The organism is Geodermatophilus pulveris (assembly GCF_900188375.1).
In the GTDB taxonomy this organism is placed as follows: Bacteria; Actinomycetota; Actinomycetes; order Mycobacteriales; family Geodermatophilaceae; genus Geodermatophilus; species Geodermatophilus pulveris.
This window is the reverse complement of record NZ_FZOO01000009.1, coordinates 119315-136753: the sequence shown is the minus strand read 5'-3', so window position 1 is coordinate 136753 and position 17439 is coordinate 119315. Positions and strand designations below refer to the sequence as shown.

At 77.6% G+C, this 17439-nt stretch carries 20 protein-coding genes and 1 tRNA gene; 13 read left to right on the top strand and 8 right to left on the bottom strand.

All coding sequences use genetic code 11. From position 1 onward, the window contains the following. Window positions 1-22 precede the first annotated feature (22 nt). From CHB98_RS17345 to CHB98_RS17330, 4 genes are all read left to right on the top strand, one after another. Window positions 23-2719 carry an ATP-binding protein gene (locus CHB98_RS17345; protein ID WP_245821313.1) on the top strand — a complete coding sequence of 899 codons (2697 nt, stop codon included), beginning with the start codon at window positions 23-25 and terminating at the stop codon, window positions 2717-2719. Between the two features lie 17 nt (window positions 2720-2736). Further along, window positions 2737-2810: transfer RNA gene (locus CHB98_RS17340), tRNA-Gly, on the top strand. Window positions 2811-2932: 122 nt separating this feature from the next. Continuing rightward, window positions 2933-3313: an ArsR/SmtB family transcription factor gene (locus CHB98_RS17335; protein WP_089306839.1), complete on the top strand. Its 381-nt coding sequence runs from the start codon at window positions 2933-2935 to the stop codon at window positions 3311-3313. Further along, window positions 3310-3726, top strand: a complete 417-nt coding sequence (locus tag CHB98_RS17330; protein ID WP_089306838.1) for an arsenate reductase ArsC — start codon at window positions 3310-3312, stop codon at window positions 3724-3726. Before CHB98_RS17335 ends, CHB98_RS17330 begins: the two co-directional genes overlap by 4 nt. Before the next feature lie 18 nt (window positions 3727-3744). Here the strand turns inward: CHB98_RS17330 and CHB98_RS17325 are convergent, their stop codons facing one another. The 3 genes from CHB98_RS17325 to CHB98_RS17315 all read right to left on the bottom strand — a co-directional run bounded on the left by CHB98_RS17325 (window position 3745) and on the right by CHB98_RS17315 (window position 7060). Beyond that, complete coding sequence (locus CHB98_RS17325; RefSeq protein WP_089306837.1) at window positions 3745-4149, bottom strand: discoidin domain-containing protein; 405 nt, start codon at window positions 4147-4149, stop codon at window positions 3745-3747. Between the two features lie 243 nt (window positions 4150-4392). Next, window positions 4393-5604: an MFS transporter gene (locus CHB98_RS17320; protein ID WP_089306836.1), complete on the bottom strand. Its 1212-nt coding sequence runs from the start codon at window positions 5602-5604 to the stop codon at window positions 4393-4395. Continuing rightward, window positions 5594-7060: an FAD-dependent oxidoreductase gene (locus tag CHB98_RS17315; RefSeq protein WP_089306835.1), complete on the bottom strand. Its 1467-nt coding sequence runs from the start codon at window positions 7058-7060 to the stop codon at window positions 5594-5596. The genes CHB98_RS17320 and CHB98_RS17315 overlap by 11 nt, the downstream gene beginning before the upstream one ends. Here CHB98_RS17315 and CHB98_RS17310 point away from each other — a divergent pair. Together CHB98_RS17310 and CHB98_RS17305 are read left to right on the top strand one after the other, a co-directional pair. Beyond that, window positions 7059-7442: an ArsR/SmtB family transcription factor gene (locus CHB98_RS17310; RefSeq protein ID WP_089306834.1), complete on the top strand. Its 384-nt coding sequence runs from the start codon at window positions 7059-7061 to the stop codon at window positions 7440-7442. The two genes, CHB98_RS17315 and CHB98_RS17310, sit on opposite strands and share 2 nt — an antisense overlap. Window positions 7443-7549: 107 nt before the next feature. Continuing rightward, window positions 7550-8179 carry a hypothetical protein gene (locus CHB98_RS17305; protein WP_089306833.1) on the top strand — a complete coding sequence of 210 codons (630 nt, stop codon included), beginning with the start codon at window positions 7550-7552 and terminating at the stop codon, window positions 8177-8179. 100 nt (window positions 8180-8279) lie between these two features. Here CHB98_RS17305 and CHB98_RS17300 read toward each other — a convergent pair whose 3' ends face one another. Beyond that, a complete protein-coding gene (locus CHB98_RS17300; RefSeq protein WP_089306832.1) occupies window positions 8280-8516 on the bottom strand; it encodes a hypothetical protein in 237 nt (78 codons plus the stop codon). 132 nt (window positions 8517-8648) lie between these two features. Here CHB98_RS17300 and CHB98_RS17295 point away from each other — a divergent pair, with 132 nt between their 5' ends. The 3 genes from CHB98_RS17295 to CHB98_RS17285 all read left to right on the top strand — a co-directional run bounded on the left by CHB98_RS17295 (window position 8649) and on the right by CHB98_RS17285 (window position 11790). Then, on the top strand, window positions 8649-9518 hold the full coding sequence (locus CHB98_RS17295; RefSeq protein WP_089306831.1) for a putative protein N(5)-glutamine methyltransferase: 870 nt from the start codon (window positions 8649-8651) through the stop codon (window positions 9516-9518). Between the two features lie 62 nt (window positions 9519-9580). Next, a complete protein-coding gene (locus tag CHB98_RS17290) occupies window positions 9581-10069 on the top strand; it encodes a universal stress protein (protein WP_143425120.1) in 489 nt (162 codons plus the stop codon). Between the two features lie 59 nt (window positions 10070-10128). Then, window positions 10129-11790 carry a GAF domain-containing sensor histidine kinase gene (locus tag CHB98_RS17285; RefSeq protein WP_245821311.1) on the top strand — a complete coding sequence of 554 codons (1662 nt, stop codon included), beginning with the start codon at window positions 10129-10131 and terminating at the stop codon, window positions 11788-11790. A gap of 18 nt (window positions 11791-11808) precedes the next feature. Here CHB98_RS17285 and CHB98_RS17280 read toward each other — a convergent pair whose 3' ends face one another. From CHB98_RS17280 to CHB98_RS17265, 4 genes are read right to left on the bottom strand one after another with little or no spacing between them, the layout of a single operon-like run. Then, complete coding sequence (locus tag CHB98_RS17280) at window positions 11809-12471, bottom strand: response regulator transcription factor (protein WP_281251873.1); 663 nt, start codon at window positions 12469-12471, stop codon at window positions 11809-11811. 29 nt (window positions 12472-12500) lie between these two features. After that, the gene (locus CHB98_RS17275) at window positions 12501-13523 is read right to left on the bottom strand and encodes a type III polyketide synthase (protein WP_089306828.1); all 1023 of its coding nucleotides are present in this window, start codon (window positions 13521-13523) and stop codon (window positions 12501-12503) included. A 31-nt stretch (window positions 13524-13554) separates the two neighbouring features. Further along, window positions 13555-14319 carry a methyltransferase domain-containing protein gene (locus tag CHB98_RS17270; protein WP_089306827.1) on the bottom strand — a complete coding sequence of 255 codons (765 nt, stop codon included), beginning with the start codon at window positions 14317-14319 and terminating at the stop codon, window positions 13555-13557. 9 nt (window positions 14320-14328) lie between these two features. Then, entirely contained in the window at window positions 14329-14673 is a 345-nt protein-coding gene (locus tag CHB98_RS17265) for a DUF3140 domain-containing protein (protein WP_089306826.1), read from the bottom strand. A gap of 47 nt (window positions 14674-14720) precedes the next feature. Here CHB98_RS17265 and CHB98_RS17260 point away from each other — a divergent pair, with 47 nt between their 5' ends. From CHB98_RS17260 to CHB98_RS17250, 4 genes are all read left to right on the top strand, one after another. Next, window positions 14721-15218 (top strand): DUF6328 family protein, encoded by a 498-nt coding sequence (locus tag CHB98_RS17260; RefSeq protein WP_089306825.1) that lies wholly within the window; start codon window positions 14721-14723, stop codon window positions 15216-15218. Further along, a complete protein-coding gene (locus CHB98_RS17255; RefSeq protein WP_245821309.1) occupies window positions 15215-16348 on the top strand; it encodes a ribokinase in 1134 nt (377 codons plus the stop codon). Before CHB98_RS17260 ends, CHB98_RS17255 begins: the two co-directional genes overlap by 4 nt. A gap of 128 nt (window positions 16349-16476) precedes the next feature. Further along, window positions 16477-16617 (top strand): hypothetical protein, encoded by a 141-nt coding sequence (locus CHB98_RS21805; protein ID WP_179224621.1) that lies wholly within the window; start codon window positions 16477-16479, stop codon window positions 16615-16617. A gap of 167 nt (window positions 16618-16784) precedes the next feature. Further along, on the top strand, window positions 16785-17408 hold the full coding sequence (locus CHB98_RS17250; protein WP_089306824.1) for a TetR/AcrR family transcriptional regulator: 624 nt from the start codon (window positions 16785-16787) through the stop codon (window positions 17406-17408). Window positions 17409-17439 lie beyond the last annotated feature (31 nt).

The window sequence follows — 17439 nt, the reverse complement described above, 5'->3', positions numbered from 1 at the left end:
AGCACGGGAGGTGCGCCGGCACGTGGGCACGCACGCCTCCCCGCCGCACGCCCCGGGGGACGACGAGCTCTTCGCTGACGGCGGCGCGAACGGCCGGCTGATGGCCGCCTTCGACTGGTCCACGACGCCGGTGGGCCCGGTCGGGGAGTGGCCGGCCGGCCTGCGGCACGCCGTCCGCACCGTGCTGGTCTCGCGGTTCCCGATGATCCTGGCCTGGGGGCCGCGGTACACGCAGTTCTACAACGACGCCTACGCGACGCTGATCGGCACCAAGCACCCCGCCGCCATCGGCGAGGACCTGCGGGTCACCCTGGCCGAGGGCTGGGCGGCGCTGCAGGGGCCGGTGGAGCACGCGATGGCCACCCGCGAGGCGTCGTGGATCCCGCAGCTGCTGCTGCTGCTCGAGCGGGCCGGCTACCGCGAGGAGACCTACTTCACCGTCTCGCACGCACCCGCCTACGGCGACGACGGCCGGGTCGCAGGCATGCACGCGGTCTGCACGGAGGTCACCCGCCAGGTGCTGGCCGAGCGGCGCCAGGGGCTGCTGCACGACGTCGCGTCGTCGTCCGGGGGGCTCGCTGACGAGACGGCCACGGTCACGGCGATGACCGCCGCGCTGGCCGGCGGCGCCCTCGACGTCCCGTTCGCAGCGGTGTACCTGGCCGGCCCGGACGGGCTGCGCCGCGCGGCCGTGGTCGGCTGCACCGCGGAGTCGCTGCCGGGGACGGCGGCCGGCCCCGGCGGGCTGCTGCCCCCCGCGGTCGCCGCCCTCGGCGTCCACGGCGGCCCGTTCGGCGACCCGGTCACCGAGGCCGTCGTCCTGCCCCTCGACGGTGCGGACGGCGAGCACCTCGGCGCGCTCGTGCTCGGCGTGAACCCCAACCGCGCGCTGGACGGGGAGTACCGCTCCTTCCACGAGCTGCTCGCCGGCCAGTTCACCGCCGCCGTGCGCAACGCCCGCGCCTACGCCGAGGAGCGGGCCCGCGCCGAGGCGCTGGCCGAGCTGGACCGGGCCAAGACGGCGTTCTTCGCCAACGTCAGCCACGAGCTGCGCACCCCGCTCACGCTGCTCCTCGGCCCGCTCTCCGACACCCTCGCCGCGGCCGGGACGGCGCTGCCCGACGACGTCCGCGGCTCGCTGACCCTGGCGCTGCGCAACGGCCAGCGGCTGCAGCGGCTGGTCAACGACCTGCTGGAGTTCGTCAGCATCGAGGCCGGCCGGGCGTCGGCGGTCCGGGTGGAGACCGACGTCCCCGCCCTCACCGCGGAGCTGGCCGGGGTGCTGCGGGCCGCCGCCGAGCGCGCGGGGCTGCGCCTGTCGGTCGACTGCCCGCCGCTGGACCGCCCGGCGTACGTGGACCCGCGGATGTGGGAGAAGATCGTCCTCAACCTGGTGGCCAACGCGGTCAAGTACACCTTCGTCGGGGGCATCGACGTCTCGCTGCGGGCCGACGGCGACTCCCTGGTGCTCACCGTCGCCGACACCGGGGTGGGCATCCCCCGCGCGGAGCTGCCACTGCTGTTCGAGCGCTTCCACCGCGGCAGCGGCACGGCCGCGCGCAGCCGGGAGGGCACCGGGCTCGGGCTGGCGCTGGCCCGCGAGCTGGTCACCCTGCACGGCGGCGAGGTGACCGCGACCAGCGAACCCGGCGTCGGCAGCACGTTCACCGTCCGGGTGCCGTTCGGCGAGCCCGACGCCCCGGCCGGCGGTCCGGCCGTCCCGTCGCCCTCGGCGCGCGGCGGCGTCGTCACGCCGTGGGACGACGCCGTCGATGCCGCCGGCTCCCGCCCGGCCGCAGCCGGCACCGGCGCCAGCGTGCTGGTCGTGGACGACAACGCCGACATGCGGGCCTACCTGACCCGGCTGCTGTCCCCGCTGTTCACCGTGTGGACCGCGACCAACGGCCAGGAGGCGCTGGCCGCCGTGGCCGCCGCGCGGCCCGACGTCGTCCTGACCGACGTGATGATGCCCGCGCTGGACGGCTTCGGCCTGCTGCGGGCGCTGCGCGTGGACCCGGCCCTGCGCGACGTGCCGGTGGTCATGCTCACCGCCCGGGCCGGCCAGGAGGCCGCGGTCGAGGGCTTCGACGCCGGTGTCGACGACTACCTGGCCAAGCCGTTCGAGTCCGCGGAGCTGGTCGCGCGGCTGCGGGCGGTGCTCGAGCGCGCCGCCGGTCGTGCGGCCGGGGCCGCGGCGAGCGCGCGGCCGGGCACCCCGCCCCCGCCGGCACCCGTCGCGCCGGACCCGGACGCGGCCCCCCCGGCCCCGCCGCACCCCCGCCAGCCGTCGTCCGCGCCGCCGGCGGTACCGGCGCGGGCCGTCGTCCGGCGGCACTGGCGGCTGCCGTCGGCCGCCTCGTCGGTCCCGGTGCTGCGCCGCAGGCTGCGGACGCTGTTCGCCGAGGCCGGCGTGGACGGCGACCGCGCCTACGACCTCGTGCTCGCGGTGTGCGAGGCGGCGACGAACGCGATCGAGCACGCCCAGGACCCGGCCGAGCCGGTCGTCGACGTGCACGTCGAGGTGGCCGGCGGGCTGGTGGAGGTCGCCGTCCGGGACCACGGCCGCTGGCGGGAGCGGGTGCCGAGCATGGACCGGGGCCGGGGCTCGATGCTGATGAGCGCCGTCGGGGAGGTCACCGCCACCCCCGGCCCGTCGGGCACCACGGTGGTCATCCGCTCGGGTGGGCCCCCGCTGCCCACGGACGGGGCGCTCCGGTAGGCTCGTCGACGCACCACGCGGGTGTAGTTCAATGGTAGAACATCAGCTTCCCAAGCTGACAGTGCGAGTTCGATTCTCGTCACCCGCTCCACGTCGGCCACCGGTCGACTCCCCCGGCGCCCCCGTCAGCGGCGCCACCCGCCCCCGGTCGTCACCCCCCGTCCACCCGCCGTCGGGTGACCGCATCGACGCCCGTCACTACGATGGGCGTCGATGGCCACGGACGCGGACGAGACGACGGACCCCGGCTTCGCCTGCTGCACGCCGTTGACCGGCACCGCCATGAGCGAGGAGCAGGCCCGGTCCGTCGCCCTCCTGCTCAAGGCGCTGGCCGACCCGGTCCGGCTGCGCCTGGTCAGCCTGATCGCCTCCGGCGAGCGGGGCGAGGCGTGCGTGTGCGACCTCAACGAGGCCTTCGACCTCACCCAGGCGACGATCAGCCACCACCTCAAGGTGCTGCACTCGGCCGGGGTCCTGGACCGGGAGAAGCGCGGGGTGTGGGTGTACTACGCCGTGCGCCCGGAGGCGCTGTCCGCCGTGGCCACGGTCTTCGCCGCGCGTCGGCAGACCGAACCCGAGGAGGTCCCCGCATGACCGGCAAGCCCAGCGTGCTGTTCGTCTGCGTGCACAACGCCGGCCGCTCCCAGATGGCGGCCGGCTGGCTGCGCTCCCTCGCCGGCGACGCCGTCGAGGTCCGCTCGGCCGGCTCGCTGCCCGCCGACCGGGTCAACCCCGCGGCCGTCGAGGCGATGGCCGAGGTCGGCATCGACATCACCGGCCAGCAGCCGAGGGTGCTCAGCACCGAGGCGGTCGAGGCCTCCGACGTCGTCGTCACCATGGGCTGCGGGGACGCCTGCCCCGTCTTCCCCGGCAAGCGCTACCTCGACTGGGCGCTGGAGGACCCCGCGGGCAAGGGCGTCGAGGCCGTGCGCCCCATCCGCGACGAGATCGAGACCCGCGTCCGCGGCCTGCTCACCGAGCTGGACGTCGCCCCGGCCGCCCGCTGAGCGACCGTCCCCCCGCCCTCAGGGGGCCGCGAACACCTGGATCTCGGCCGCCCCGGTGGTGCCCCCGGTGGTGCGCTCGGCGTCGAACCGGAGTACCCGGCCGGTGAGGTCGACCTCGTCGACCACGACGGCCGTGCCGCCCTGGGACGGCCCGTACGTGCGGCCCCCGTCGACGGTCACGGTGAGGGTCTCGACCACCGACGTGCCGTCGCTCATCGCCCGGCTGCGCAGGGTGAGGCCGGCCACGTCGACCGGACGGCCGAGGTCCACCGTGATCCACGCGTCGTCACCGTCCCCGGCGCTGGACCACTCGGTCGCCAGGTCACCGTCGACCGCCCGGGACGCGGCGAAGGAGTCGGAGGACTCCGAGCTGACGTCCACCACGGTGGCGCCGGCGGCCACCTCGTCCCCGGGGGTGGCCACCGGGGCGGCGTCGGGGGTGCGGGAACCCGTCGCGCCCGGACACCACGGCGCAGGCCATGTCGAGGTCGGTCGACACCCGCAGCGTGGCCGACGTCCCGGACGGGTCGGGCACCACCACCGGCTCGTCGACGAACACCTCCTCCGCCGCGAGCACCTGCGGGTCGGCGGCCGAGGGGGCACCGCACCCGGACAGCAGCGCGCCCAGCGCGACGGCGAGGACCAGCGGACAGCGGGCGGGGGGTCTCACGTCCGGCCGGACGAGGCGGGGCGCGGTGTCGTTCCGCGGGGCGCGCCGGCCAGCCAGGCCAGGCCGACGGCGGTGAGGACGACGCCGGCGAGCACGCCGAACGCGATCGCGTAGCTGCCGATCGCCTCGGCCAGCGCGGTGCCCACCCAGGGGGCCAGCGCGGTCGCCGCGGTGACCGGCGCGGCGAAGAACCCCGAGAGGGTGCCGTAGTGCGCCGTCCCCCACCGGTCGGCGACCGCCGTGGCCTGCAGCAGGGTGCACGCCCCGCGGACCGCGCCGAGGGCCACCGCGGCGGCCACGAGGGCGGCCGGCGGCCCGGGCAGCGTCCCGAGCAGGCCGATGGCCAGCGCGCCGGCCGCGACGAGCACCACGGTCCGCCCGGTCGCGGTGGTGCGCGCGGTGAGCGGGGCGTAGAGCAGCCGGCCCAGCAGCTGGCCGGCGCCGAGGAGCCCCAGGGTGGTCGCCGCCAGCGACGCGGAGAAGCCGCGGCCGGTGAGCAGCGGGATCACCGTGAGGCTCGTCGCGTACAGGCCGAGGGCGGTGAGGGTCAGCGCGCCGGACAGCGCGAGGAACTCGGTGCTGCGCACCTCGTTCGGCACCCGGCGCGGCCGCCGGGCCGCCGGCGAGTCGCGGTGGCCCGCGGGGACCCACGGCGCGGTGAGCGCGAGGGCGTGCACCGGGACCGTCACGACCGCCAGCACCGCGGCGAGCACCAGGTAGGTGTCCCGCCAGCCCAGCGCCTCGACCAGCGCGTTGGTCAGCGGGGCGAACAGCGTGCTGGCCAGGCCCGCGACGAGGGTGAGCGCGGTGAGCGCCCGGACCCGCCGGTCGCCGTACCAGCGGGTGAGGGCGGCGAACGCAGCCTGGTAGAACACCGCGGCCATGGCCGCCCCGGCCACCAGCCAGGCCGCCAGGAACAGCGGGTAGGTGGGTGCCAGCGCGATGCCGACCGTGGCCGGGACGGCGAGCAGCGAGCCCGCGGTCATCACCCGCCGGGGCCCGTGGGTGTCCAGCCACCGCCCGACCGGGATCCCGGCCAGGGCGGACACCACCAGGCCCGCGGAGAACGCGGCGGTCGCCGCCGTGGCCGACCAGCCGGTGTCGGCGGTGATGGCGGCCAGAGCCACCGGGAACGCGTAGTACAGGACGCCCCAGCTGGTGACCTGGGTGACGCACAGGCCGATCAGTGCCCGCCGTTCAGCCCGCACGGGACGGCGACACGGTGACCGGCGTGGGCGGGCTCCCGCAGCAGGCCGCGGCCGGCGGCGCCTCCTCGGCCGAGCGGCCGTGCCGCGACCCGGTCGCGAAGCCGACGGCCGCGAGGTCGGCCGCCTCCCGGCCGGCCAGGTCGGTCGAGCAGACCCCGCTGGCGGGCAGCGCGAGCTCCACCCGCCGGGCCGCCTCGGCGTCGCCGGCGAGGTGCGCGGCGATGGACCGCACCTGCTCGTAGCCGGTGGCCAGCAGGAACGTCGGCGCCCGGCCGTAGGACTTGGCGCCGACGACGTAGAGGCCGTCGTCCGGGTGGGCGAGCAGCGCCTCGCCGTGCGGCGGCACCGTGCCGCAGGAGTGGGCGTCCGGGTCGATCAGCGGCGCCAGCGCCGACGGCGCCTCCAGGCCGGGGTCCAGGTCGAGGCGCACCTCGCGCAGCAGGCCGAGGTCGGGGCGGGCACCGGTGGCGCGGACGACGACGTCGACGGCGAGCTCGACGGGCACGCCGTCGCGCCCGGTGCCGGCGACGGTGAGCCGTCCCGTCCGGCCGGGCGGCGGGGTGAGCGAGGCGAGCGTGGTCTCCCGCAGCAGCGTCACCGCGCCCGCGGCCACCGCGGCCCGCAGCGTCGAGCCGAGCAGGCCGCGGGCCGGCAGGCCGTCGGCGTCCCCGCCGCCGTAGAGGCGGGCCGGGGACCGGCCGCGGACCACCCAGGTGACCTCGGTGCCCGGCTCCTCCTCGCGCAGCCGCACCAGCGCCAGCAGCGTGGTCGCCGCGGAGTGGCCCATGCCGACCACCAGGGCGTGCCGGCCGGCGAAGCGGGCGCGGTCGGCGCCCAGCACGTCGGGCAGCGGGCCGGTCACCCAGGGGCCGGCCCGGTCCTCGCCGATCGCCGGCAGCCCGGCGACACCCAGCGGGTTGGGGTTCCCCCACGTCCCGGACGCGTCGAGCACCGCCCGGGCGGCGACGTCGGCCACCCGGCCGCCGCGCACCGTGCGCACGACGTAGGGCCGCCCGGCGCGACCCACGCCGCGGGTCTTGTCGACGCCCTGGCGGGTCACCGCGACCACCCGGGTGCCGGTGCGGACCCGCCCGGCCAGCTCCGGCGTGGCCGCCAGCGGTGCCAGGTAGGCCTCGACGAGCTCGTCGCCGGTCGGCAGCTCGTCGCGGCCGGGCGACTCCCAGCCGGTGCGCTCGAGGAGCCGGAGCGCGGCGGCGTCGACGTCGTACTCCCACGGGGAGAACAGCCGCACGTGCCCCCACTCCCGGACGGCCGCGCCGACCCGGTCACCGGCCTCCAGCACCAGCGGCTCGAGCCCGCGCTCCAGCAGGTGGGCGGCCGCGGCGAGCCCGACCGGGCCGGCGCCGACGACCACGACCGGCAGCTCCGTGTCCACGGCCGGACAATAACAGCCGACGTTGTCGATGACAACGACCGCCTGCCATACTCGGGGCATGCGCCAGGACCTCGACGTCCGCCTCCTGGACCCCGGGGCGTTCGTCCCCGCCGCCGACCGGGCGCGGCTGCTCGCCCCGCAGCTCAAGGCGCTGTCGGACCCCAACCGGCTGCACCTGCTGCTGCTCCTCGCCGACGGGCCCCGCTCGGTGCGGGAGCTGGCCGACCTCAGCGGGATGGGCCAGACCCTGGTCAGCCACCACCTCGCCCCCCTCCGCGAACAGGGGCTGGTCACCGTCACCCCCCGCGGCCGCAGCAACGTCCACGCGCTGTGCTGCGAGGCCCTGGCCGGGCCGGTCCGGCTGCTGGCGACCCTGGCCGCGCTCACCCCCGAGGGCGCCGACGCCTGCTGCACGCCCGCGGACGCCCCCGCGGCCACGTGACAGTTGGATCACATCCGGCCGTCGCCCGTTCACCCCGGCACCCGCACGGGCAGCCAGGAGGACGGCGACGCGGGCCCGCGGTCGCCCCGCCCCCCTCAGGAGCCGACGTGACCGAGCACGACCGCACCCGACCCGACCCTGCGACGGCGACCGACGGCGCGTACGCCACCCGGGGCAGCGCCCGCGAGGCCGTCGACGCCCAGCACGCCCGCTACGGCGGCATCAAGTGGGGGGCCGCCTTCTTCGGCTGGCTGTCGGCCAACGGCCTGGCCGTCCTGCTGCTGGCGCTGCTGTCCGCGGCCGGCGTCGCCCTCGGCCTCTCCGAGGCCGCCACGGGCGCCCTGGCCGCCGACCAGGCGAGCGCGCAGGCGGACACGATCGGCCTGATCGGCGGCATCGCCCTGCTGGTCGTGCTCTTCCTCGCCTACCTCGCCGGCGGCTACGTGGCCGGGCGGATGAGCCGCTTCGACGGCATCCGCCAGGGCCTGGCCGTGTGGGTCATCGGCCTGCTGGTCGTCGTCGCGCTGGCCGTCCTCGGGGCGGTGCTGGGCGCGCAGTACAACGTGCTGGGTCAGCTGAACCTGCCGAGCATCCCGGTCAGCGGCGACACCGCGACCACCGCCGGCATCGTCGCCGGGGTCGCCGCCCTGCTGGCCTCCCTGCTCGGGGCGCTGATCGGCGGCAAGCTCGGCGAGCGATACCACCGCAAGGTCGACCGCGCCGGCTTCGGCATCTGACCCGCCGGCGCTGCGCCGGTCACCAGCCGGGCGCCGCCGGGACCGGAGGACCCCCGCGGGGGGCGCGGCCGCCGTGCTCGCCGGTGTCTGACCTGCGCCGCTACGCCCGGCCGGGCCCACCGGCCGGCACGACCTCCTGCACCACCGGCGCGGGCCGGTCGGCCGAGCCGTTCTCCTGCACCTCCTGGCCGCACTGCGACACCCCCAGCAGCACCGCCAGGACCACCGCCAGCCCGCCGAGGACGGTCCCGGAGACCAGCAGCCGGCCGCGCCGTCCGTGCGCGGTCGACTCGTCCCGGTGGGGCTCGCCGTCCCGTCCTGGTCCGGTCGTCGGCATGGGGACCTCCCGTCTGTGCCGGTCGCACGCCGTTCGCGTGCCGATCGCTCCCTGTGTGGCGTGCCCCGGCGGCACGGTGGTCATGCACGCGGCACCCGTAGCCTCCCGGGGGTCCGCGACACGGGGAGGCCGGTGAGCGTGTGCCCCCTGCCCGCGGAGGACCCTGGCCTCGTCGCCGCGCTGCGCGCCGCCGGCTGCGTGTTCGCCGAGGAGGAGGCCGCCGTGCTGCTCGCCGAGGCGACCGGCCCGGCCCACCTCGCCGCGCTGCTCGCCCGCCGGGTCGCCGGCGAGCCCCTGGAGCTGGTCGTCGGCTGGGCGGCGTTCTGCGGGCTGCGCGTCGCGGTCGAGCCGGGCGTCTTCGTGCCCCGCCGGCGGACCGCCCTGCTCGTCGAGCAGGCGGTCGCCGCCCTGCGGCACACCGGCGGGACACCGGTCGTCGTCGACCTGTGCTGCGGCTCCGGCGCGGTGGGCCTGGCCGTGGCCGCCGCCGGACCGGTCGAGCTGCACGCGGCCGACGTCGACCCGGTCGCCGTCGGCTGCGCCCGGCGCAACCTGGCACCGGCCGGGGGCCGGGTGCACCGGGGCGACCTGTACGCCGCCCTGCCCGCGGGGCTGCGCGGCCGGGTCGACGTGCTCGCGGTCAACGCCCCGTACGTACCCAGCGCCGCGGTGGCCCTGATGCCGCCGGAGGCACGCGACCACGAGCCGCGCGCCGCACTCGACGGCGGCCCCGACGGCACCGGCCTGCACCGGCGGGTCGCCGCCGGGGCACGCCGGTGGCTGGCACCCGGCGGCACGCTGCTGGTGGAGACCAGCGCCGGCCTGGCCCCGGCCACCGCGGCCGCCGTGCGGGCCGGGGGGCTGCGCCCGGTGGTGGTGCGGGACGAGGACCGCGACGCGACCGTCGTGGCCGGCACGGCCCCCGGTGGTCGCGTGCCGGAGAGGTCACCCAGCGGAGCGACACACCGGGAGCTGCCGGCGGACGGGCCCGTGACGCCGTGACCGGCACCGTCACGGGCCGTTCGGCCCTGCCGTACCGGAACGCCGGTCGCCACCATCTCCCCATGGACGAGGGACACCGGCCCGACGGCGGGCCGGCGGACGGCGCGCGCGGGAGCCGGGTGGCGCCCATGCGACCGGCCCCCCTGCTCCCGCGGCGGCAGGCCCCCTGGCTGTTGGTCGACGTCGACGGCTCACCGGACCCGCACGACGCCCTGGTGTGGGCCCTGCAGGAGGCCGCCCGCCGCGAGGCCACCGTGGTCGTCGTGTGCGTGCTCGACGAGACCGACGACGCCCCGGGCAGCCGCACTCCCGCCGGACGGCAGGCGCGGGACGCCGCCCTGGAGCGGCTGGACGACCAGGTGCTGCGGGCCGTCGCCGCGACCGGTGTCTCCGGCCGGGTCCGCACCGCCGTCCTCGAGCGGCCGGTCCTCGAGGCGCTGACCAGCGCGGCCCGCGGGGCCGACCTCGTCGTGGTCAGCGGCCGGGGCAAGACCCTGCTGCGGCCCGCCGTCCCCCGGCACCCGGCCCGCCGGCTGGCCCGCGGGGCCTGACGGAGCCCCGCATCGCCACGCCACCGCCGCTCCTGCCGGAGCACCCCGACCGCCGGGCCGTGACCCCGCCCGCCGCCGGGTCCCTGGGCCTGCCCTCCACCGAGTTCCTCGTCCCCGGGGTGCGCCCCGCCGAGCACAGCGAGCAGGTCGACGCGACCCTTCGCCACACGCTGCGGCTGGCCGTCGAGCACACCCGTGCCGACTACGGGGCGATCGGCGTGCTCGACGGCACGGGGACCCGGCTCGAGCGCCTGCTCGTCGTGGGCGTCGACGCCACCGACCGCGAGCGCATCGGCCGGCTCCCCCAGGGCCACGGGGTGCTCGGCCTGCTGCTGCAGCGGCCCGAGCCGGTGCGGCTCGCGGACCTGTCCACCCACCCCGAGGCGGTCGGCTTCCCATCCGGACACCCGCCGATGCACGCCTTCCTCGGCGTGCCCATCCGGGTCCGGGACGCCGTCTTCGGGCACGTCTACCTCACCGGCGATCTCGCCCGCGGGCCGTTCAGCGCGGCCGACCAGGCGGCCGCGGAGGCGCTGGCGGCGGCCGCGGGCCTGGCCCTCGCCAACGCCGAGCTGGTGGAGCAGGCCGAGCACCGGCGCGCGTGGGCGCAGGCCGGCAGCGACATCGCCACGGCGCTGCTGTCCGGCGCGGACCCCGACAGCGTGCTGCGCTCGATCGGCGAGCGGGTGGCCGAGCTGGCCTCGGCCGACGTCGCCGGCGTGCTGGTGCCCGCACCGGACGACGACGAGGTGCTGACCGTCGTGGTCGCCATCGGCCCGGACAAGGAGGAGGTCGAGGGCTTCGAGGGCGTGCGGCTGCCGCTGGTCGACAGCCAGCTCGGGACGGCGCACCGCTCCGGCCTGCCGTGGCTGATCGCCGACGCCAGCACGGCGGCCCACGGCGGCCGGCGGGCCCCGGTGCTCGGGGAGCTCGCCCGGCACTTCGGTCCCACGCTGGTCATCCCGCTCGGCGGGCGCCCGGCGCTGGGGACGGTGGTGGCGCTGCGGCTGCGCGACCGGGAGCTGTTCGCCCCCGACACCCTGGAGCTGGCCGCCGCGTTCGCCGCGCAGGCCTCGGTGGCCCTGGAGCTGGCCCGCAGCCAGCAGCGGGAGCGGCGGCTGCAGGTGCAGTCCGACCGCGACCGGATCGCCCGCGACCTGCACGACCACGTGGTCCAGCGGATCTTCGCCACCGGGCTGGCCCTGGACCGGGTGAGCCGCTCGCTGGCCGACACCCAGCCGGAGACGGCGGCGGCGCTGGCCGAGCGGGTCGACGAGCTGGACGGCACCATCGCCCGCATCCGCTCGTCGATCTTCGAGCTGCACGAGGCCGACGACGCCTCCCCCGACGCGGTGCGGACCCGCATCGTCGACGTGGTCCGCTCGATCACCGGCGGGCAGGGCCTGCGCCCGGACGTGCGGCTGCGCGGCGACGACGACCTGCCGCCCCGCCTGCTGCCCGACGTGGTCGCCGTCGTCCGCGAGCTGGTGACCAACGTGGTGCGGCACGCCCAGGCCACCCGGGTCACGGTCACCGTGACCGTCGACCGCGACGTGCGCGTCGTGGTCACCGACGACGGGATCGGGCTGCCCGCCGTCGCCGTCCGCAGCGGGCTGACCAACCTGGCCGACCGGGCCGAGCGGCACGGCGGGCGGATGAGCACCTCCACCGGCCCGCGGGGCACCCAGATCCGCTGGTCGGTGCCGCTCCCCCGCCGGTGAGGGCAGCGGGGTCCTCGCTCAGTCCGAGCGGTCGCGCAGCTCGGTGGCCAGGATGGCGGCCTGGGTGCGCCGCTCCAGGCCGAGCTTGGCCAGCAGGTGGCTGGTGTAGTTCTTCACCGTCTTCTCGGCCAGGCCCATCCTGGCGCCGATCTGCCGGTTGGTCAGCCCCTCGCCGATCAGCCGCAGCACCGTCCGCTCCTGCTCGGTGAGCAGCGCCAGCCGGCGGTCCCGCTCGGCGGGCCGGCGGCGCGCCGCGGCGGCCACCCCGGCGTCCCGGTCGAACAGCGTCCCGCCGTCGGCCACGGTGCGGACGGCGGAGACCAGCGCGGAGCCGCGGACCTGCTTGAGGAGGTAGCCGGCCGCGCCGGCGGCCGCCGCCGCGGCGACGGCGTCCTCGTCCGGGAAGCTGGTCAGCACCAGGCACCGCAGGCCGGGCACCCGCTCGCGCAGCCGGCGGCAGACCTCCGCGCCGTCCCCGTCGGGCAGCCGCATGTCGACGACGGTGACGTCCGGCCGGACCGCCGGCACGCGGGCCAGCGCCTCGGCGACCGACCCGGCCTCGCCGACGACGGTGATCACCGGGTCCTCCTCCAGGACCTCGGCCACCCCGCGCCGGACCACCTCGTGGTCGTCGACGAGGAACACCCGCACGGACGCGGGCCGGTCCTCGACGTGATCCACATCACCCACCGTAGTCCTGGAGACCATGGTCAGGCGGGCAGCAGCAGCGCCGCGTACAGGGTGAGCCCGGGACCGAAGGCCATGGCCACCACGGGACCGTCGACGCCGGCCAGCTCCTCCAGCACGAGCAGCACCGTCGCCGAGGAGCAGTTGCCGTGCTCGGCGAGCACGTGCCGGGAGGTCGCCAGGTCCGCCTCGGCCAGGCCGAGGCAGTCGCGGACGACGTCGAGGATCCGCGGGCCGCCGGGGTGCACCGCCCAGCCGGCGACGTCCTCCACGCGCAGCCCGGCGCCGGCCAGCAGCTCGTCGACGACGTCGCCGACGTGCCGGGAGAGCACGTCGGGCACCCGAGGGGACAGGCCCATGCGGAAGCCGAGGTCGGTGACGTCCCAGGTCATGTGGTCGGCGGTGGAGGAGTCGGTGCGGGCCACCACGCCGGCCAGCCGCCGACCGCGCGCGCCGGGCTCCAGGACGACGGCCGCCGCGGCGTCGGAGAACAGCGCGTGCGCCACCACCTGGTCCAGCTCCCCCACCGGCGGCTGCACGTGCAGGCTGGTCAGCTCGCAGCACAGCAGCACGGCCGGGCGGGACCGGGCCTCCACGTAGTCGCCGACCGCGGCCAGCCCGGGGATGGCCGCGTAGCAGCCCATGTGCCCGATCAGCAGCCGCTGCAGCCCCGGCGGCATGCCCAGGTCGCTGGCCAGCCGGATGTCCAGGCCGGGGGTGGCGTACCCGGTGCAGGTGGCGACGGCGAACAGCCCGACGTCCCCGGGCGCGAGGCCGGCTTCGTCGAGGGCGGCGGCGACCGCCTGCTTGCCCAGGGGCAGCGCCTCCTGGACGTAGCGCTGCATCCGCGCGCCGGTGCTCCAGCCGCTGATGTCCTCGTCCAGCGGGTTGGCGACGGTGTGCCGGCGGCGCACCCCGGAGCCGGCGAACACCCGGCGCGCGGCCCGGACGCCGGCGTAGTGGCCGGCGAAGAAGCCCTCCCAGGCCGCGTCCTGGTCCAGCGTCGCCGGCAGGGCGCGGCCGGCACCGGTCAGGACGGCGCTCATCGGCGCAGCTCGCGGGCGCGGGGCGTCATGGTCACGACCGTACGGGCGGCCGCGACCCCCCGCCGCCCTGCGTCCGGCCGGCGGGCCCCGCGCCGTCGCGGCGCCGCCCGTAGCCGGCGAAGACGACGGCGGTGGACCGGACCGGCTTCATGCGCACGGTGACCCGCCGGCCCAGCCGCCAGGCCAGCGCGTCGCGGAAGGAGGGCCGCAGCCCGACCAGGCGCAGGTCCAGGCCGAGGTCGTCGGCGGCGGCCAGCAGCCGGGCACGGTCGACGAACAGGGCGGGGTCGTGGATGCCGGGGGGCGGCCCGCCGGGCAGCCGCTCGGCGACCGTGGTGGTGAGGAACCGCCCGACGCGGGTGGCTGCGAGGGCGTCGAGGACCAGCGCGCCGCCCGGGCGGAGCAGCCGGGCGCACTCGGCGAGCACCCCGACGTCGTCCTCGACGTGCTCGAGGATCTCCCCGGCCACGACCACGTCGGCACACCCGTCGGCCAGCGGGACGGCGAGCACCGACCCGCGCACGGCCAGCACGCCGTGCTCGCCGGCCAGCCGCAGACCCGGCACCCCCAGGTCCACGCCGACGTGGCGGTAGCCGAGCCGGGCCACGTGCGGGGCCATCAGCCCCCCGCCGCAGGCCAGGTCGACCAGCACCGCGCCGGGGTGCGGCGCCGGCGAGACGTGCTCGGCCCGGGAGGCGGCCAGCCAGTGCAGCGCGGCGAAGCCGCCGGAGGGGTCCCACCACTGGTCGGCCAGGGTGTCGTACTGGGCGGGGTCGTTGGGCCGCAGCGCGCCCATGTGCGGGCGTCAGCTCCTCTTGAGCGGGTCGTGGCCCCAGTTCATCAGGGAGTACCGCCACTTGGACGTCTCGACGTCCTCCTTGGCCGGTTCCTGCGCCAGGTGGCGGGCGACGTAGCCGTGCACCTTGCGCATGTGCGCGAGGTCGTCGTCGTCCAGGTCGCCCTTCTTCGTCCGCAGCAGCTCGACGATCCGGCGGCCCTCCGCGTGGCCGGTGGACTCCCCGCCGTCGGTCTTCTGACCCACCGACCGCGACTCGTCGGTGTCCAGCCACCGCTCCAGCTCCGCCGGGCTCATGTTGACCGCCTCGCTGAACTGCCGGCGGATCTCGTCGGGGTCGTCGTCCTTGGCCATGGGTGCCTCCGCGTGTCGGGTCCTGTCCTGCGCGGTACCGCACCGGCGTGACCGAGAAACGGTTCGACGTCGAGCGCACGGCGCTGGCGCGCGGCGAGACCCGGGAGCAGGTGCTCGACCGCAACGTCGCCGAGCTGCTGCAGGAGCTCCGGGTGGTGCTCACCGGCGTGCAGATCCTGTTCGCGTTCCTGCTGTCGCTGGCCTTCACCGCCCGCTTCCCCGACCTGGGCGCCTTCCCGACCGTCGTCTACACGGTGACCCTGATGAGCACCGCCCTGGCGACCGTCGTGCTCGTCGCGCCGGTCTCCTTCCACCGCACCGTCTTCCGCCGGCACCGCAAGGAGCAGCTGGTGCGCTTCGCCGACCGCGCCCTGCTGATCGCCCTGGTGCTGCTGGCGGTGTCCATCACCAGCGCCGTGCTGCTGGTCCTCGACGTCGTCCTCGGCCGCGGGCCGGCGGTCGCGGCCAGCACGGTGGTCCTGGCCACCGCCCTCGTCGCCTGGTACGCCCTGCCCCTGCGCCACCGCCGGACGGCCGCCGGATGACCGTCGCCGTCGTCGGCAGCCTCAACGAGGACGTGCTGGTCCGCGTCGGGCGGCTGCCCGGGCGCGGCGAGACCGTGGTCGGCCGGGACACCGTGCTGGCGCCCGGGGGCAAGGGGGCCAACCAGGCCGCGGCCGCCGGGCGGCTCGGCGGCGGGGTGGCGATGGTCGGCCGCGTCGGCGACGACCCGGCCGCCGGCCGGCAGCTGGCGGCGCTGACCGCGGCGGGCGTCGACGTCAGCGCCGTGCACCGGACGCCGGGGGCCCTGACCGGCACCGCGACGATCCCGGTCGAGGACGGCAGCGGGGAGAACCTCATCGTCGTCGTCCCCGGCGCCAACGCCGAGCTGGGCCCCGGGGACGTCGACGTCGCCGCGGTGCGGGACGCGCGGGTGGTGCTGCTGCAGCTGGAGGTGCCGCTGGAGACCGTGCAGGCGGCGGCCGGGACCGCCCGCGGCACCGTCGTCCTCACCCCGGCGCCGCCGCAGCCGCTGCCGGCCGGGCTGCTGGCGCGGGTGGACGTCCTGGTGCCCAACGAGCACGAGCTGGTGCAGCTCGCCGGCGCCCGGCCGGCGGAGCGGACACCGGCCGAGCTGGCCGCCCTGGCCCGGGACCTGGCGGCCGGCACGGTCGTGGTCACCCTGGGCGCGCGCGGTGCGCTGCTGGTGCCGGACGGCGGCCCGGCCCTGCTCCAGCCTCCCCCGCCGGTGACGGCCGTGGACACCACCGGCGCCGGGGACGCCTTCTGCGGCGCCCTGGCGGTGGCCCTCGCCGCGGGGACGGCGCCGGCCGGGGCGGTGGCGGCGGCGGTGACGGCGGCCGCGCTGTCGACCACCGGCGCGGGGGCCCGCGGCGCCCTGCCCGACGCCGCCGCGGTCCAGGCGGCCCTGCCCGGGCTGCCGGCCGCCGTCGCGGTGGGGAGTGCGGTTGACCCACCGGACCCCCGGGCACAGGTCCGGCCAGCCGAGGACCGAGGAGGACCTGCGATGACCGAACCCGAGCGCCCGCCCCGCAGCCCCGAGCCCGCCGAGGGCGGAGACCGGCCGGGCGAGGAGGAGGCCGGCCGCACCCCGCACGCCGAGGAGCCGGCCGAGGGTGGCGACGTGTCCGGGGGCGGCGCCGACACCCCCTGAGCGCGGCGGTCCGGGCGCGGGCGGCGCACCCCTGCCGCGCCCGGACCGTGACGCATGTCTCCGCGCCGGAGTCACCCGGGCCGGTGCCGCGCCGTTTCGTCACCCGCTGTGCGGGGGAGGTGCCCTGCATGGAGGACACGCAGCGCCAGCCCCGCGTCGGTACCGGGCCCGCCGATGAGCCCCCGGCCGACGAGTCGCAGGACCGCCAGGACGCGACACCGCCCCTGGTCCGCCTGCTGGCCAACCCCCGGCGGACCCGGCGCGCCTAGCGGCACTCCCCGGTCGCGGCGGGCCGCGCAGGAGGACCGCCGCCGCCCCACCCGTCCCACCGGTCACGGTCAGCCCGCGGGCACCTCGTCACTCACCGCAACCAGCCGTCGGCGATCTCCGGCGTGCCGCGAACCGCTCCGTCACGCCCTGGGGCAGCATCCCCGGGGTGACCGCAGCCGCTCTCCCCCTCGCCGCCGACGACGCCTCGGTCCCCGTCCGCCGGAGCCGGGCCGAGCGGCAGGCCATCGTGCTGGACACCGCGGAGCGGCTGTTCGCCTCGCGCAGCTCGCGCAGCGTCGGGATGGACGAGCTGGTCCGCGAGACCGGGCTGGGCAAGATGACGGTCTACCGGCTGTTCAAGAGCAAGGACGACCTGGTCGGCGCCTATCTGGCCCGCAAGGCGGCCACGGTGCTGGCCCGCATCGACGGCGAGCTGGCGCGGCTGGAGGGCGACCCGCGGGCGGCGCTGCTGTCCGTCGTCGACACCGTCGAGGCCGACGTCACCCGTGCCGGCTTCCGCGGCTGCCCGTTCACCAACGTCAGCAGCGAGTACGACGACCCGCAGCACCCCGCGCGCAGCGCCGCGGCCGACTTCAAGTTCGAGCTGCACGGCCGCCTGGAACGCCTGGCCGAGCAGGTCGCCCCCGGGGACGGCGAGGACCTCGCCGCCCAGGTGCACCTGATCATCGACGGCATGTACCTCTCCGGTGGCCTGCTGGGCCCCGACGGCCCCGCCGCCCACGGCCGGGAGCTGGCCGAGCGGCTGGTCGACGCCGCCGTCGCGGGCTGACCGCCGCGGCCGGGCGGCGGCCGGCCGCACC

Bases quoted from the DNA above. Each gene is read 5' to 3' on its own strand.
- CHB98_RS17310 (WP_089306834.1), top strand. From the start codon at position 7,059: ATGCGCCAGGACCTCGACGTCCGCCTCCTGGACCCCGGGGCGTTCGTC.
- CHB98_RS21805 (WP_179224621.1), top strand. From the start codon at position 16,477: ATGGAGGACACGCAGCGCCAGCCCCGCGTCGGTACCGGGCCCGCCGAT.
- CHB98_RS17265 (WP_089306826.1), bottom strand. From the start codon at position 14,673: ATGGCCAAGGACGACGACCCCGACGAGATCCGCCGGCAGTTCAGCGAG.
- CHB98_RS17330 (WP_089306838.1), top strand. From the start codon at position 3,310: ATGACCGGCAAGCCCAGCGTGCTGTTCGTCTGCGTGCACAACGCCGGC.
- CHB98_RS17290 (WP_143425120.1), top strand. From the start codon at position 9,581: ATGGACGAGGGACACCGGCCCGACGGCGGGCCGGCGGACGGCGCGCGC.
- CHB98_RS17315 (WP_089306835.1), bottom strand. From the start codon at position 7,060: ATGCCCCGAGTATGGCAGGCGGTCGTTGTCATCGACAACGTCGGCTGT.
- CHB98_RS17270 (WP_089306827.1), bottom strand. From the start codon at position 14,319: ATGGGCGCGCTGCGGCCCAACGACCCCGCCCAGTACGACACCCTGGCC.
- CHB98_RS17300 (WP_089306832.1), bottom strand. From the start codon at position 8,516: ATGCCGACGACCGGACCAGGACGGGACGGCGAGCCCCACCGGGACGAG.
- CHB98_RS17255 (WP_245821309.1), top strand. From the start codon at position 15,215: ATGACCGTCGCCGTCGTCGGCAGCCTCAACGAGGACGTGCTGGTCCGC.
- CHB98_RS17275 (WP_089306828.1), bottom strand. From the start codon at position 13,523: ATGAGCGCCGTCCTGACCGGTGCCGGCCGCGCCCTGCCGGCGACGCTG.
- CHB98_RS17335 (WP_089306839.1), top strand. From the start codon at position 2,933: ATGGCCACGGACGCGGACGAGACGACGGACCCCGGCTTCGCCTGCTGC.